The sequence below is a fragment of the Nitrobacter sp. genome (genome assembly GCF_047149785.1).
In the GTDB taxonomy this organism is placed as follows: Bacteria; Pseudomonadota; Alphaproteobacteria; order Rhizobiales; family Xanthobacteraceae; genus Nitrobacter.
In genome coordinates, this window is the sequence record NZ_BAAGBE010000001.1 from 2,490,990 (window position 1) to 2,505,383 (window position 14,394).

The following is a 14,394-nucleotide window of genomic DNA, read 5'->3' on the forward strand; positions in this document are numbered from 1 at the left end:
CCGAGACGCATTCCCTCGCTTAGTTCCCGGCCGGAACCGACCACATCGCACGGGCGCTTGTCTGTTCACTTTTGAACATAACATCCCGGCAACTTTCCCTATATTCGGGTCGCAGGAAGAACATCATGGCCACTCAGCAGGCGCCGCACACCGACCGCCCCTTCAACAATCTCCTGCGCAGGCTCAGCGACGTCGATTACAAACTCATCGAACCGTTTCTCGTCACCGTGACCGGAGCGAGCGACGACCTGCTCTACAATCCCGGGGACAACGTTGAAATTGTCTACTTCCCCTGCGCAGCAAGTCTCACATCCTATCTCGTTCCCAACGAGGACGGCCGCGATGTCGAAACCATTCTGGTCGGGCGAGAGGGCGCCGTCGGCGGTATCGTCAGCCACGGATTTCTGCCGGCCTATACGCGGATCACGATCAAGGTCGGCGGGCCGTTCGTGCGATTGCGCATCACGTGTCTGGAAGCCGCGAAGGCTCAATCCCGCTCGCTGAGCAATCTGTTCGCGCGCTATGCAGACTGCATGCTGGCCCAGGTTTTTCAGTCCACCGCCTGCAACGCCATCCACTCGATCGAACAGCGCACGGCCAAGTGGATTCTCGCGGCGAGGGAGCGGACCGACAGCGACCTCGTGCCGCTCACCCACGAGCAACTCTCGACCATGCTGGGCGTCGGCCGAAGTTACGCCAGCCGCGTCATCCAGACCTTCAAGGCCGAGGGCATTCTGGAGACGCGGCGCGGCGCCATCCTGGTGCGGAACCGGGATGCTTTGATCGCCCGCTCCTGTCTCTGCAACGACGCGGTCAAGAGCCATTTCGAGGAGGTTTTGCGTGGGTTCTACCCGACCGAAGACGCCCGAACTGCGCAGGAGCCCCTGTCACCGGCAAAATGAGTTTTCTTACGACAAACAACGCATTGTTTTTTGACGATTTCCGGCTATATAGCGTCGCAGCGAAAGCGCCGGAGCCGCAATGCGGCTGTTCGCACCTCTAAGTCCGGCATTTCAGACAAGAAGTGGCGCCAATGACCTGGCCGGAAGCGACGAACCCCTGACCGCTTTTGCCGCGTGAATCGATCACGCCGCGCCCGTTTCCTTGACTTTTCCCCACAGGACCAGACCGCCGCCGCCAAACTGGGCGACGAGCGGTTTTCCCCGACCAAGAAGAAGCCTTGACCCATGAATCTTCGCAACGTCGCCATCATCGCCCATGTCGACCACGGCAAAACCACTCTCGTTGATCGCCTGCTGCAACAGTCGGGCACCTACCGCGACAATCAGCGCGTGGTCGAGCGCGCAATGGATTCCAACGATCTGGAACGCGAGCGCGGCATCACCATCCTGGCGAAGGCGGCCTCGGTGCAATGGAAGGACACCCGGATCAATATCGTCGATACGCCGGGCCACGCCGATTTCGGCGGAGAGGTGGAACGCATCCTCAACATGGTGGACGGCGCGCTGGTGCTGGTTGACGCCGCCGAAGGTCCCCTCCCGCAAACCAAGTTCGTGGTGTCGAAGGCGCTGAAAGTCGGCCTGAAGCCGATCGTCGTCATCAACAAGGTGGACCGCCCGGACGCGCGTCCGACCGAGGTGGTCAACGAGGTGTTCGACCTGTTCGCCGCGCTCGACGCCAGCGACGAACAGCTCGACTTCCCGATCCTCTACGGCTCGGCCAAGCAGGGCTGGATGGCGGACGGCCCGGAGGGACCGCAGGACGCCGGCATGCAGCCGCTGTTCGACCTGATCGTGCGGCACGTCCCGCCGCCGCAGGTGGAGGACGGACCGTTCCGCATGATCGGAACGATCATCGAGGCCAACCCCTATCTCGGCCGCATCATCACCGGCCGCATTACCTCGGGCGCGATCAAGCCGAACCAGAGCATCAAGGTGCTGGCGCGCGACGGCAAGCTGATCGAACAGGGACGCATCTCGAAAATTCTCGCGTTCCGCGGCCTGGAGCGCACGCCGCTCGAGGAGGCGGAAGCCGGCGACATCGTCGCCATCGCGGGAATGACCAAGGGAACCGTCGCCGACACCTTCTGCGATCCGGTCGTCGAGACGCCGATGCCGGCGCAGCCGATCGATCCGCCGACCGTCTCCATGACCTTCATGGTCAACAATTCGCCGCTCGCCGGCACCGAGGGGACCAAGGTAACGAGCCGCATGATCCGCGACCGGCTGCTGCGCGAGGCGGAGGGCAATGTCGCGCTGCGCGTGAGCGAGGCCGCCGACAAGGACTCGATGGAAGTCTCCGGCCGCGGCGAATTGCAGCTCGCCATCCTGATCGAGACCATGCGCCGCGAGGGCTTCGAACTCTCGGTCTCACGCCCGCGCGTCGTGCTGCGCAAGGACGAGGCGAGCGGCGAATGGCTGGAGCCGGTCGAGGAAGTCGTGATCGACGTCGACGAGGAGCATTCCGGTATCGTCGTGCAGAAGATGAGCGAGCGCAAGGCGGAGATGACGGAGATGAAGCCGTCCGGCGGCAACCGGCTGCGGCTGGTGTTCTACGCGCCGACCCGCGGCCTGATCGGCTATCAGGGCGAACTGCTCACCGACACCCGCGGCACCGCCATCATGAACCGGTTGTTCCACGGCTACGCCCCTTACAAGGGCGACATCCAGGGCCGCCGCAACGGCGTGCTGATCTCCAACGATCAGGGCGAAGCGGTGGCCTATGCGATGTTCAAGCTCGAAGATCGCGGACCGATGATGATCGAGCCGGGCTGGAAGGTCTATCGCGGCATGATCGTCGGCGAGCACACCCGCGACAACGACCTCGAAATCAACGTGCTCAAGGGCAAGCAGCTCACCAACATCCGCACCACGTCGAAGGACGAGGCAGTGCGGCTGACGCCGCCGATCAGGATGACGCTGGAAAAGGCGCTGGCCTATATCGAGGACGACGAACTGGTGGAGGTGACGCCGAAGTCGATCCGCCTGCGCAAGAAGCACCTCGATCCCAACGAGCGCAAGCGCGCCGAGAAGACCCGGGACCTGGTGGCGTAAGCATTATAGCGTTTTCGAGCGAAGTGGGTACCGGTTCGCGTGAAGAAAACGCGTCAAAACAAAATCATAGAGCTCCGCTTCTGTTTCCATCAGAAGCGGAAAGACTTTAGCGTGCGGGCAATCATCGCTTCACGAGCGGCCTGCAGCTCTCGCGGAGTTTATCACCGGGCAGCGCTTTGCGCCGGCCCGTGGGCTCGCAACGACACCTGAAGAAACGCCGGCAGAAGCCGAAGCGCGATTATCCCCTCGCGAGACACCAGGCCAGAATGCCCTTCTGGGCGTGCATGCGGTTTTCCGCCTCGTCGAACACCACCGATTGCGGCCCGTCGATCACCTCATCAGTGACCTCGTCGCCACGATGCGCCGGCAGGCAGTGCATGAACAGCGCATCCGGCCTGGCCAGCCGCATCAGCTTTGAATTCACTTGATAGGGCCGAAGCAGGTTGTGACGGTGCTCGCCGTCCTTGTCGCCCATCGACACCCAGGTATCGGTGACGATGCAATCCGCGCCGCGCACCGCCGCTTCGGGATCGGTGCCGAGCCTGATCGACGCCCCGCTCGACCTGATCCAGTCCTTCAGCGGCTTGTTCGGCGCAAGCTCCGGCGGGGTCGCGATGTTGAGGTTGAAGCCGAAGCGCTCCGCCGCATGCGCCCACGACGCCAGCACGTTGTTGTCGTCGCCGGTCCATGCCACGGTGCGGCCCTTGATCGGCCCGCGATGTTCCTCGAACGTCATCACATCAGCCATCACCTGACAGGGATGCGAGCGCCGCGTCAGTCCGTTGATGACGGGCACGGTCGCGTGCGCCGCCAGTTCCGTCAGCGCGTCGTGGCTGAGGATGCGGATCATGATGATGTCGACGAAACGCGACAGCACCTTCGCGGTATCGGCGATGGTCTCGCCGCGCCCGAGCTGCATCTCGGCCCCGGTCAGCATGATCGCCTCGCCGCCGAGCTGGCGCATGCCGACGTCGAACGACACCCGGGTGCGCGTCGAGGGCTTGTCGAAGATCATCGCCAGCGTCTTGCCATCGAGCGGCTTGTCGGCAGTCCTGCCTTCCTTGCGTCGCTTCTTCATCGCCACGCTGGCGTCGAGGATCGCGCGCAGTTCCGTCGCCGGCACGTCGAACAGGTCGAGAAAATGCCGCGGCGCCTTGCTCATTGCGCCGCCTCCTTGTTTGCACGCGCGCCGGAAAGCCGGGCGCAAGCCCGCTCCAGCCGCCGCACGGATTCCTCGATCTCCGCCTCGCTAACGATCAGCGGCGGCAGCAGACGCACGACGTTATCGCCGGCACCGACCGTCAGCAGTTTCTCCTCGCGCAGCGCGCCGACCAGATCGCCCGACGGCACCACCGCCTTGAGGCCGATCAGCAGTCCCTCGCCGCGCACCTCGCTCAGCACATCAGGATGGCGATCGACGACCGAGGCCAGCTTCTGTTTCAAGAGCAGCGACATCTTTCGCGTCCGCTCGAAGAAGCCCGGCTCCAGCATCACGTCGAGCACGGCGTTGGCGGCTGCGACCGCGAGCGGATTGCCGCCGAAGGTCGAGCCGTGCGAGCCCGGCGTCATGCCGGACGCGGCTTCCGCTGTCGCCAGACAGGCGCCGATCGGAAAGCCGCCTCCGAGCGCCTTCGCCAGCGACATCACGTCCGGCGTGACGCCGATCCGCTTGTAAGCGAACAGCTCACCGGTGCGGCCCATGCCGGTCTGCACTTCGTCGAACACGAGCAGCAGGCCGTGCTCGTCGCAAAGCTGACGCAAGCCCCGGAAGAACGCATGGGACGGCTCGCGCACGCCGCCTTCGCCCTGCAGCGGCTCGATCAGGATGCCGGCGGTCGCGGGACCGATCGCCTTCTTCACGGCCTCGATATCGTCGAGCGGCACCTGGTCGAAGCCGTCCACCGGCGGACCGTACCCTTCGAGATATTTCGCCGAGCCGGTGGCGGCCAGCGTCGCCAGCGTGCGGCCGTGGAAGGCGCCTTCGAAAGTGACCATGCGATAGCGTTCCGCATGACCCCTGGAGGCATGATGGCGACGCACCACCTTGATGGCGCACTCCACCGCCTCGGCGCCGGAATTGGCGAAGAAGACGAAATCGGCGAAGCTCTGCTCGCACAGCCGCGCCGCCAGCCGCTCGCCGTCCGGCGACTTGAACAGGTTCGAGACGTGCCAGAGCTTTGCCGCCTGCGCCTGAAGCGCGGCGACCAGATGCGGATGGCAGTGGCCGAGCGCGTTCACGGCAACGCCACTGGTAAAGTCGAGATAGCGGCCGCCGTCGGAACCGACCAGCCATGCGCCTTCGCCGCTCTCGAATGAGAGATCGGCCCTTGCGAAAACGGGCAACAGATGAGACGCCGCGGTGGTCATGACGGTTTGCCGGTTGATGATGGGAGCGGATTGATCCGATCGCGCTGTGGCGATCGGTCAACTGTCGGCCCCGGAAACGAAACGTGCCGCCTTTCCGGGCGGCACGTGAGGGTTATTCTAGGTGCGCAGCGGTCACTGTCAATATTTCCGTTGCACGCCAGTGATGCACGCCAGTGATGCACGAAAGTCGCAGAAAGCGCCGATTTTTCCGATTTTACTGCAGAACATGTGGACGCCGTAAGGCCGGACTCTTGCGCGCGAGTCACGCCATATTGTAGCGTTGTGGCTGTCGGATACGACATCTCGTGCGGCGTTTTTGATCCTCGAAGGTCTCTGTTCTCGGCGTAAGCGTCCTGGCGATTTTTCCGCCCGGCGAGGGCTAAGGGATTCTGCCCACACGGGTTTTCGGGGGACGCTTTCAGGTGCGGCCTTAGCGCAGGCACGCGTGACACAAGGGAAAACGTGCGATGACGGTGATAACCTGGACCGACGACCGCGTCGAGCAACTGAAAAAGCTTTGGGAGGCGGGTCTCTCGGCAAGCCAGATCGCCGCCGAACTCGGCAACGTGACGCGCAATGCGGTGATCGGCAAGGTGCACCGGCTCGGCCTGTCGGGCCGCGCCAAAAGCCCGTCGTCAACGGTTCCACGGCCGCGCAAGGCCCGCCCGGCCCAGCACATGATGCGGGTGTCGCGCCCGGTCTCCCGCGGCAATACCGCGCTCGCGCACGCCTTCGAGGTCGAACTCGAGGTGGATCCGATTGCTTATGACAATGTGGTGCCGATGAGCCAGCGGCTGTCGCTGCTCGAACTCAGCGAAGCCACCTGCCACTGGCCGGTCGGGGATCCCTCCAGTCCGGAGTTCTTCTTCTGCGGCGGCAAGGCACTCTCCGGCTTGCCCTACTGCGCGCACCACTCGCGCATCGCCTATCAGCCCGCCGCAGATCGCCGCCGCCCCTCGACGAAAGCCCGATAAACGCGGTTTGCACGTGACGCCCTTGCGAACGCAGGGACACCTTGCAACTTCAAAGCGTGTGCCCCCCACGTTCGCAAAAGCGACAGCGGGTGCCCTATTCAGCCGCCTTCGCGAACTGCTCGTCCAGCGCGTAGCCAGCACCGCGCACCGTGCGGATCGGATCCGGCTCGCCATCGGGATTGAGCAGCTTGCGCAGCCGGCCGATGTGAACGTCCACGGTGCGCTCGTCGATGTAGATGTCGCGGCCCCAGACGCTGTCGAGCAGTTGCTCGCGGCTGAACACCCGGCCGGGATGCTCCAGGAAAAATTCCAGCAGGCGATACTCTGTCGGACCGAGATCGACCTGACGGCCGGAACGCCGGACGCGGTGCTTGTCGCGGTCGAGTTCGATGTCGCCGAAGCTCAGGATCGTTGCAACCCGCTCCGGACTTGCACGCCTCAGCAGGCTTTTGAGCCGCGCCAGAAACTCCGGCACCGAGAACGGCTTGACGACGTAGTCGTCGGCGCCGGTTGCAAGCCCTCGTACCCGCTCGCTCTCCTCGCCGCGAGCGGTGAGCATGATGATCGGTAGCTGCCTGGTCTCGGGGCGCGCCCGCAAGCGGCGGCACAGTTCGATGCCGGACAACCCCGGCAGCATCCAGTCCAGCACCACGAGATCGGGGATGCGCTCCTTCAGCCACGTATCGGCTTCGTCGCCGCGCGCCACCGCGTCGACCTCGTAGCCTTCGGCCTCGAGGTTGTAGCGCAAGAGCGTCGTCAGCGCCTCCTCGTCCTCGACAACCAGAATGCGTGCAGCCATTGGTGTCCCGCCTGCTGTCGTTCAGTTTCCAGGAACCGACGCAAATCCCGTCATATCGCCCTTGGGGCGCTTGTCGAGCATCTGCTGGCCCTCGATCATGTAGAACACGGTCTCCGCGATATTGGTGGCGTGGTCGCCGATCCGCTCGATGTTCTTGGCGCAGAACATCAGGTGAATGCAGAACCCGATATTGCGCGGGTCTTCCATCATGTAGGTCAGGAGTTCGCGGAACAAAGAGGTGCAGATGGCATCCACCTCCTCGTCCCCCTTCCAGACCGCCATCGCCGACGGCAGGTCGTGCGCCGCATAGGCGTCGAGCACCGATTTGACCTGGGACTGCACGAGGTCGGTCATGTGCTCCAGACCGCGGATCAGCTTCAGGGGATGGAAATCGCTGTCGAGCGCGACCACGCGCTTGCCCATGTTCTTGGCAAGATCGCCGATCCGCTCCAGATCGATGGCGACCCGCATGGCGCCGACGATCGCGCGCAGGTCCACCGCCATCGGTTGCCGCCGCGCAATGGTGCGCACGGCGCGCTCCTCGATCATGCGCTGCAATTGATCGATCTCGGCGTCGGTGTCGACGACGCGCGCGCCGAGCGCGGCGTCGCGGCGGATCAGCGCATCCACAGACTCGACGATCTGCCGCTCGGCCAAACCGCCCATCTCGGAAACCAGCCGCGTCAGCTCCTGCAGATCGTCATCGAAAGCCCTGGCGGTGTGTTCGAAAGCCATTTCAATTCTCCCCGCGCATGCGCGCGCAACGTCAGCCGAAGCGGCCTGTGATGTAATCCTGGGTGCGGCGGTCGGCGGGCGAGGTGAAGAGCTTGTTGGTCGGTCCGAACTCGACCATCTCGCCGAGATACATGAACGCGGTGGTGTCCGAGACCCGTGCCGCCTGCTGCATGTTATGGGTGACGATCGCGATGGTGTAGTGATCCTTGAGTTCGTCGATCAGTTCCTCGACCTTGGCGGTGGAGATCGGATCGAGCGCCGAGCACGGCTCGTCGAACAGAATCACCTCCGGTCGCACCGCAACTGTCCGCGCGATGCACAACCGCTGCTGCTGGCCGCCGGAGAGGCTGAGCCCGCTGGCGTTGAGCTTGTCCTTGACTTCATTCCACAACGCGCTGTTGCGCAGCGCCCTTTCCACCCGGCCATCCATCTCCGATTTCGGCAGTCTCTCGTACAGGCGGATGCCGAACGCGATGTTTTCATAAATCGTCATCGGGAACGGCGTCGGCTTCTGGAACACCATGCCGACCCGCGCGCGCAGAAGATTGAGATCGAGCCCGGGGTCGAGAACGTCGGCATTGTCGAGCAGTACCTCACCTTCGACGCGCTGGCGGGGGTAGAGGTCGTACATGCGATTGAAGATGCGAAGCAGGGTCGATTTGCCGCAACCCGAGGGACCGATGAAGGCAGTCACGCGGTTGGCTGCGATCGACAGGTTGATGTTCTTCAGCGCATGGTGCTGGCCGTAATAGAAATTGAGATTACGCGTGACGATCCTGGCTGGGCGATCGGAATCGATCAACGACGGCGGAACGGCCGGGCGCGCGGAGATGGCGGCGGAAACGTCGGTCATTTTACGGTCCTCTCAGAGCCGATCAACCTCGCGCCGATATTCAGCGCCAGAACAGCCAGCGTGATCAGCAGCGCGCCGTTCCACGCCAACTGCTTCCAGTAGGCGTAGGGACTCTGCACGAAGTTGTTGATGGTGACGGGAAGGTTCGCGATCGTGTTCGTCAGGTCCACGCTGAAGAACTGGTTGCTCAGCGCGGTGAACAGCAGCGGCGCGGTCTCGCCGGCCACGCGCGCGGTGGCGAGCAGCACGCCGGTGATCAGTCCCGCCCGCGCCGCGCGATAGGCGATGCGCCTGATGACGAGCGAGCGCGGCAGACCGAGCGCGGAGGCCGCCTCGCGCAGCGAATTCGGCACCAGCATCAGCATATCCTCAGTGGTGCGAACCACGACCGGAATGACGATCACCGCGAGCGCGAGCGAGCCCGCGAGCGCCGAGAAGCCTCGCATCGGCACCACGACCGCGCCATAGATGAACAGTCCGATGATGATCGAAGGCGCGCTGAGAAGGATGTCGTTGATGAAGCGGATCACCGGCGAAAGGCGGTCGTGCCTGCCGTATTCGGCAAGATAAGTGCCCGCGAACAGGCCGATCGGCGCGCCGACGCCGACCCCGATCACGGTCATGATGACGGAGCCGACGATGGCGTTCAGGAGCCCGCCTTCGGAAGCACCGGGCGGCGGCGTGTTCTGAGTGAAAAGCTGCCAGCTCACGCCGGCCAGGCCATTGTAGAACAGCGTGAACAGGATGAGCGCGAGCCAGGTGACGCCGAAAGCGGCGGCGGCAAAACACAAGGCGCGGACGACGATGTCCCGACGGCGGCGGGACGCATAAATCGGATTCATGATTTCACCCGAACAGGCGTGATCTCTGAACAAGCAAATTCGTTTGTCCGGAAAATCCGCTTTCCGCTTTTTCGGATCATCTATTTCCCCGCCTTCTGCTCCAGCCGCAGCAGCATCAAGCGCGCAGCCGCGAGCACGAAGAACGTCAGCACGAACAACAAGAGACCGAGCAGCATCAGGCTCGACTGATGCAGGCCGTCGCTCTCGGCGAACTCGCTGGCGATCGCCGCGGAGATCGTGGTGCCCGGCGCGAAGATCGACGGCGAGAGGCGGAACGAGTTGCCGATGATGAATGTCACCGCCATCGTCTCGCCGAGCGCGCGACCAAGCGCCAGCATGACACCGCCGATGGCCCCGACACGCGTGCAGGGCAGCACGACGTGGCGCACGACTTCCCAAGTGGTGCAGCCGACCCCATAGGCCGCCTCCTTCAGGACCGGCGGTACAGTTGCGAACACGTCGCGCGAGATCGCGGTGATGAAAGGCAGCACCATGATCGCGAGGATCAGCGAGGCATTGAACAGGCTCAAATAGGACGGCGGACCACCGAAGATCGCGCCGAGGACCGGCACGCCCGCGAACAGGTCGATGAAGAAGGGCTGCACCGTATTGGCGAGAAATGGGCCGAGGATGAAGAATCCCCACATGCCGTAGATGATCGAGGGAATGCCGGCGAGCAGTTCGATCGCCATGCCGATCGGCCTGCGCGCCCATAACGGGCACAATTCGGTGAGAAAAACCGCAATGCCGATGCCGACGGGGATCGCGATCGTCATGGCGATGACCGAGGTCAGGATCGTGCCGTAGAGCGGGCTCAGTGCGCCCAGCACCGGCGGCTCGGCGGACGGCGCCCAGCGCTGCGTCGTCAGGAAGGCGCTTCCGAACTTCACAATGGCGGGCCATGACCCGACGATCAGCGAAACGATGATGCCGCCGAGCAGCAGCAGGACCAGGATCGCGCAGATCCGCGTGGTCCAGTAGAACGCCTTGTCACCGAGCCTGAAGGCGTTCAGCGCGCGGCTGCGGTCATGAGAGCCCGCCTGCTCCATCGCGCCGCCATGAACGGCCATTTCCGCCACGCTTGTCCCCTGTTTCCCGCTACGCATACTTTCTCGCAAGGGCTCCTGAAGAATGGAGGAGCGCGATGGCGCGCTCCTCCATGGCCGCGATCAGCTCCTGATCTCGGAGGTCCAGGTCTTTTCGATCTGCTTGACGACCGACTCCGGCATCGGGATGTAGTCCAGTTCCTCGGCCATCTTGCCGCCCTTCTCGAACGACCACTTGAAGAACTTGATGGCCTCGGTGGAGGCCGCTCTGTCGACCGGTTCCTTCTGCATCAGGATGAACGTCGCCGCGGTGATCGGCCAGGAAGCCTCACCCGGCTGATCGGTCAGGATCACGTAGTAGCCGGGCGCATGAGCCCAGTCGGCGTTGCCGGCCGCGGCCTGGAAAGCGGCGACGGTCGGCTGCACCGTCTTGCCGGCCTTGTTGATGAGCGCGGCGTAGACCAGCTTGTTCTGCCTGGCGTAGGCATACTCGACGTAGCCGATCGAGTTCCGGGTCTGGCCGACATTGCCGGAGACGCCTTCGTTGCCCTTGGCGCCGACGCCCGCCGGCCACTCGACCGCGGTACCCTCGCCGACTTTCGCCTTCCACTCGGCGTTCACCTTGGACAGGTAGTTGGTGAAGTTGAACGAGGTGCCCGACCCGTCCGAGCGATGCACGACGGCGATCGCAGCCGAGGGCAGCTTGAGCTTCGGGTTGAGCTTTGCGATCGCCGGATCATCCCATTTGGTGACCTTGCCGAGATAGATGTCGCCGAGCAGTTCGCCCGAAAGGACCAGTTCACCGGGCCTTACGCCTTCGACATTCACGACGGGGACGATAGCGCCCATCACCATGGGCCACTGCAAGAGGCCATCCTTGTCAAGCTTGTCGGCCGTCAGCGGCGCATCGGTCGCGCCGAAGGTCACGGTCCTGGCGAGGATCTGCTTGATGCCGGCGCCCGACCCGATCGACTGGTAGTTCAGGCCGTTGCCAGTCTCCTTCTTGTAGGCATCGGCCCATTTCGAATAGACCGGAAACGGAAAGGTCGCGCCCGCGCCGGTGATGTCAGCCGCCCTCGCCGGAAGCGAAAAGGCGGACGCCGAGGCGGCAACGAGGCCGGCGGCGGCGATGGCCTTGAAGAAATTCATGTGTGGTCTCCCTCGTATCGAGCGGAGCGCGAATGCGCTCATGGCGTCCGTCTAAGTGCGGTCGATGCTGCTTTTACGAAGGTTTGACGACAGCGGGATGACAGCGGCAAGCCGTTGCAACCATTGACCTTCAGGCGGGGGAGATCGCCTGCGCCGGTGGAAAACCCGCCGTGAAGGATGCGCCTTGGCCGGGCACGCTTTCGATCAGCAGGCGGCCGTGATGGCGGTTCAGGATGTGTTTCACCAGCGACAGGCCCAGCCCGGTGCCGCCCTGAGCGCGGCTGTCGCCGACGTCAATGCGATAGAAACGTTCGGTGAGGCGCGGCAAATGTTCGGGCGCGATGCCGGGACCGAAGTCCCGCACCACCACCCGGAATTCCGGGACGCCGTCGGGCGCCGCATCCATCATCGACGACACCACGATCCTGCTGCCCGACGCGCCGTACTTCAGCGCGTTCTCGATCAGATTCTCGAACAGTCGCAGCAACTCCTCGCGATCGCCGGCGATCATCACCGGCGTGTTCGGCAATGAAACCTCGATGTCGACCTGACGCTCCACGGCCAGCGGCTCGAGTCCGTCGACGACCTGACGCACGATCGGAATGAGATCGACAAGCGTGTCCGGCCGCACATGCGCCGACAGCTCGACCCGCGACAGCGACAGCAAATCGTCGATCAGCCGCGCCATGCGCGTGGCCTGAGCGTGCATGATGCCGAGAAAGCGGTCGCGGGCGCCGGGGTCGTCACGCGCCGGGCCCTGCAGCGTATCGATGAAGCCTGACAACGCCGCCAGCGGCGTGCGCAACTCGTGGCTTGCATTGGCGACGAAGTCGGCGCGCATTTCCTCGACCCGGCGCAACGGCGTCTGATCGTGGAACGTCAACAGCATGCAATGATCGATGCCGCCGAACGCGGTCGGCACCGGAACCGGCGTGATGATCAATTCCATCCAGCGATCGACCGGGACATGATTGAGATAGGTCGCCCGCCGCGTTTCCCGAGTCGCGATCGCCTCGCGCAACGCCGTGACGATCTCGGGCGAGCGCAGCGCGAATTGCGCAAGCTCGTTCTTGCGCAATGCCGGCACGAGTTGCGCCGCCGCGGCATTGAGATGGATGACGCGGCCGGCCCGATCGAGCAGAACGTTGGGATCGGGCATGCCGGCAATGATGGCATACGCCGCCGCGGTCTCCACCGGATTGGCGCCGAGTTCAGTTTCGCGCGATGCGGCCGGATCGTGAACCTGCCAGGGCACCAGCGCCGCGGCGGCGATGCAGACGAAGGCGGCGATGGCGCGGGAGGATTGCAGTCCGCCGAACACGGCAAGCGCAACCAACACCAACCCCGCAACCAGCAGAATGAGCGCCGAGCGGCGCAGCCGATCCGGCCAGGAGGCGGGCTTCGCAGCAAACATGGGCATCCTGAAAGCGGCTCCTTCCGCGGCCGCGTGAATGCTGTCAGGCGCCGGAGTCGCCCTGCTCCCCCACACAGGATACCTTACCCGCAGGCTCGACGCTTGCCGCGGGCCGCGCATCATGCGCGCGCTTCATGCGCTTGCTCATGACGACTTCCCGAAACGTCAGCAGGATGATCGAAATAACGAAGGGCACGACATAGTAGAGCAGCCGGAACAACAGCATGCCTGCCAGCAGGTCCTTCTTGTCCATTTGCCAGAGGCCGACCAGCATGGCGGCGTCGAACACGCCGAGTCCCCCGGGCGAATGGCTCGCGAATCCGAGCAGGGTCGCCGACACGAAAATCACGGCGACAACGACAAAGCCGACGTTCGGCTGGTCGGGAACCAGCACATACATGGCCAGCGCGCAGAACCCCAGATCGACGATGCCGATGAGGATTTGCAGAAGCGTCATCGGGCCGTCCGGCAGAACCACGGTCCACGATCCGCTGCCGACGCGACGCGGCCGGATCCCAACCCAGATCACGTATCCGATCAGACCGGCGATGATCGCGGTTGCGATCAGTCGGTTGCACCAGGCCGGAAGCTGATCGATGCTTGTCGCGGCTCCCGGATGATAGGCGATGCCGAGCCCGAGTACGGCCGCGTTGCCGAGCCAGAAGGTGAGACCGGCCAGAAAGCAGACCTTCGCGACGTCGATCGCATTCAGTCCCCAGGCGGAATAGACGCGATAGCGGACCGCGCCGCCCGTGAAGACGCTGGCGCCGACGTTATGGCCGACCGAATAGCTGGTAAAGGCCGCAAACGCCGCGATGCGGTAGGGAATGTAAGTGACGCCGATCGCCCGGACCGCGAACAGATCGTAGAACGTCAGGGTAAAATAGCCGGCGGCGACAAACAGGCCCGATAGCGCGATCAAGCGCGGCTCGGTCTGCCGGACGGCTTCCAGCACGTCGTCGACATCGATGTCCCTGAGGATATGGAAGAGCACATAGAATGCGACCGCAATGATCGTGACGCTGATCGCAACACCGAGTTTGTGCAGGACTTGTTTCTGGCGCAGAACCGAGATTGCCCTGCGTATTGATCCTAGCATCGAGAGCCTCGAACTACGGTCCCGGCAAAACTTTGCCGTTCCGCATTCATTCGCGTGGACAATGTCGTAGCGTGTTTGGGTTCCTAGTGGAATTCCGCCGGG

General features: G+C 63.8%; 13 protein-coding genes. 3 read left to right on the plus strand and 10 right to left on the minus strand.

Annotated features, from left to right (window positions below; genetic code table 11):
* Positions 1–125: 125 nt before the first annotated feature.
* Together ACMDCM_RS11535 and typA are read left to right on the plus strand one after the other, a co-directional pair.
* Positions 126–902, plus strand: coding sequence for a Crp/Fnr family transcriptional regulator (locus tag ACMDCM_RS11535; protein ID WP_412773687.1), 777 nt, complete (start codon positions 126–128; stop codon positions 900–902).
* A gap of 285 nt (positions 903–1,187) precedes the next feature.
* Positions 1,188–3,014 carry a translational GTPase TypA gene (typA, locus tag ACMDCM_RS11540; RefSeq protein WP_412773688.1) on the plus strand — a complete coding sequence of 609 codons (1,827 nt, stop codon included), beginning with the start codon at positions 1,188–1,190 and terminating at the stop codon, positions 3,012–3,014.
* Between the two features lie 238 nt (positions 3,015–3,252).
* On the opposite strand, the gene argF is transcribed toward typA, so the two are convergent.
* Together argF and ACMDCM_RS11550 are read right to left on the minus strand one after the other, a co-directional pair.
* Complete coding sequence (gene argF / locus ACMDCM_RS11545) at positions 3,253–4,176, minus strand: ornithine carbamoyltransferase (protein ID WP_412773689.1); 924 nt, start codon at positions 4,174–4,176, stop codon at positions 3,253–3,255.
* Positions 4,173–5,381: an aspartate aminotransferase family protein gene (locus ACMDCM_RS11550; RefSeq protein WP_412773690.1), complete on the minus strand. Its 1,209-nt coding sequence runs from the start codon at positions 5,379–5,381 to the stop codon at positions 4,173–4,175. Before ACMDCM_RS11550 ends, argF begins: the two co-directional genes overlap by 4 nt.
* Before the next feature lie 467 nt (positions 5,382–5,848).
* Between ACMDCM_RS11550 and ACMDCM_RS11555 the strand changes: the two genes are divergently transcribed.
* Positions 5,849–6,355 carry a GcrA family cell cycle regulator gene (locus ACMDCM_RS11555; RefSeq protein WP_412773691.1) on the plus strand — a complete coding sequence of 169 codons (507 nt, stop codon included), beginning with the start codon at positions 5,849–5,851 and terminating at the stop codon, positions 6,353–6,355.
* A gap of 94 nt (positions 6,356–6,449) precedes the next feature.
* On the opposite strand, the gene phoB is transcribed toward ACMDCM_RS11555, so the two are convergent.
* The 8 genes from phoB to ACMDCM_RS11595 all read right to left on the minus strand — a co-directional run bounded on the left by phoB (position 6,450) and on the right by ACMDCM_RS11595 (position 14,292).
* Positions 6,450–7,154, minus strand: coding sequence for a phosphate regulon transcriptional regulator PhoB (gene phoB / locus ACMDCM_RS11560; protein ID WP_412773692.1), 705 nt, complete (start codon positions 7,152–7,154; stop codon positions 6,450–6,452).
* Positions 7,155–7,175: 21 nt separating this feature from the next.
* A complete protein-coding gene (phoU, locus tag ACMDCM_RS11565) occupies positions 7,176–7,889 on the minus strand; it encodes a phosphate signaling complex protein PhoU (RefSeq protein ID WP_412773693.1) in 714 nt (237 codons plus the stop codon).
* 31 nt (positions 7,890–7,920) lie between these two features.
* The gene (pstB, locus tag ACMDCM_RS11570) at positions 7,921–8,742 is read right to left on the minus strand and encodes a phosphate ABC transporter ATP-binding protein PstB (RefSeq protein WP_412773694.1); all 822 of its coding nucleotides are present in this window, start codon (positions 8,740–8,742) and stop codon (positions 7,921–7,923) included.
* Complete coding sequence (gene pstA / locus ACMDCM_RS11575; RefSeq protein WP_412773695.1) at positions 8,739–9,584, minus strand: phosphate ABC transporter permease PstA; 846 nt, start codon at positions 9,582–9,584, stop codon at positions 8,739–8,741. Before pstA ends, pstB begins: the two co-directional genes overlap by 4 nt.
* An 80-nt stretch (positions 9,585–9,664) precedes the next feature.
* The gene (gene pstC, locus ACMDCM_RS11580) at positions 9,665–10,654 is read right to left on the minus strand and encodes a phosphate ABC transporter permease subunit PstC (protein ID WP_412774734.1); all 990 of its coding nucleotides are present in this window, start codon (positions 10,652–10,654) and stop codon (positions 9,665–9,667) included.
* 99 nt (positions 10,655–10,753) lie between these two features.
* Complete coding sequence (gene pstS / locus ACMDCM_RS11585) at positions 10,754–11,779, minus strand: phosphate ABC transporter substrate-binding protein PstS (protein ID WP_412773696.1); 1,026 nt, start codon at positions 11,777–11,779, stop codon at positions 10,754–10,756.
* A 130-nt stretch (positions 11,780–11,909) separates the two neighbouring features.
* On the minus strand, positions 11,910–13,199 hold the full coding sequence (locus ACMDCM_RS11590; protein WP_412773697.1) for an ATP-binding protein: 1,290 nt from the start codon (positions 13,197–13,199) through the stop codon (positions 11,910–11,912).
* Positions 13,200–13,236: 37 nt separating this feature from the next.
* Positions 13,237–14,292 carry a putative bifunctional lysylphosphatidylglycerol flippase/synthetase gene (locus ACMDCM_RS11595; RefSeq protein ID WP_412773698.1) on the minus strand — a complete coding sequence of 352 codons (1,056 nt, stop codon included), beginning with the start codon at positions 14,290–14,292 and terminating at the stop codon, positions 13,237–13,239.
* Positions 14,293–14,394: the final 102 nt, after the last annotated feature.

Bases quoted from the DNA above. Each gene is read 5' to 3' on its own strand.
- phoB (WP_412773692.1), bottom strand. From the start codon at position 7,154: ATGGCTGCACGCATTCTGGTTGTCGAGGACGAGGAGGCGCTGACGACG.
- pstB (WP_412773694.1), bottom strand. From the start codon at position 8,742: ATGACCGACGTTTCCGCCGCCATCTCCGCGCGCCCGGCCGTTCCGCCG.
- ACMDCM_RS11550 (WP_412773690.1), bottom strand. From the start codon at position 5,381: ATGACCACCGCGGCGTCTCATCTGTTGCCCGTTTTCGCAAGGGCCGAT.
- ACMDCM_RS11590 (WP_412773697.1), bottom strand. From the start codon at position 13,199: ATGCCCATGTTTGCTGCGAAGCCCGCCTCCTGGCCGGATCGGCTGCGC.
- pstA (WP_412773695.1), bottom strand. From the start codon at position 9,584: ATGAATCCGATTTATGCGTCCCGCCGCCGTCGGGACATCGTCGTCCGC.
- ACMDCM_RS11555 (WP_412773691.1), top strand. From the start codon at position 5,849: ATGACGGTGATAACCTGGACCGACGACCGCGTCGAGCAACTGAAAAAG.
- ACMDCM_RS11595 (WP_412773698.1), bottom strand. From the start codon at position 14,292: ATGCTAGGATCAATACGCAGGGCAATCTCGGTTCTGCGCCAGAAACAA.
- phoU (WP_412773693.1), bottom strand. From the start codon at position 7,889: ATGGCTTTCGAACACACCGCCAGGGCTTTCGATGACGATCTGCAGGAG.
- ACMDCM_RS11535 (WP_412773687.1), top strand. From the start codon at position 126: ATGGCCACTCAGCAGGCGCCGCACACCGACCGCCCCTTCAACAATCTC.
- pstC (WP_412774734.1), bottom strand. From the start codon at position 10,654: ATGGCCGTTCATGGCGGCGCGATGGAGCAGGCGGGCTCTCATGACCGC.
- pstS (WP_412773696.1), bottom strand. From the start codon at position 11,779: ATGAATTTCTTCAAGGCCATCGCCGCCGCCGGCCTCGTTGCCGCCTCG.
- typA (WP_412773688.1), top strand. From the start codon at position 1,188: ATGAATCTTCGCAACGTCGCCATCATCGCCCATGTCGACCACGGCAAA.
- argF (WP_412773689.1), bottom strand. From the start codon at position 4,176: ATGAGCAAGGCGCCGCGGCATTTTCTCGACCTGTTCGACGTGCCGGCG.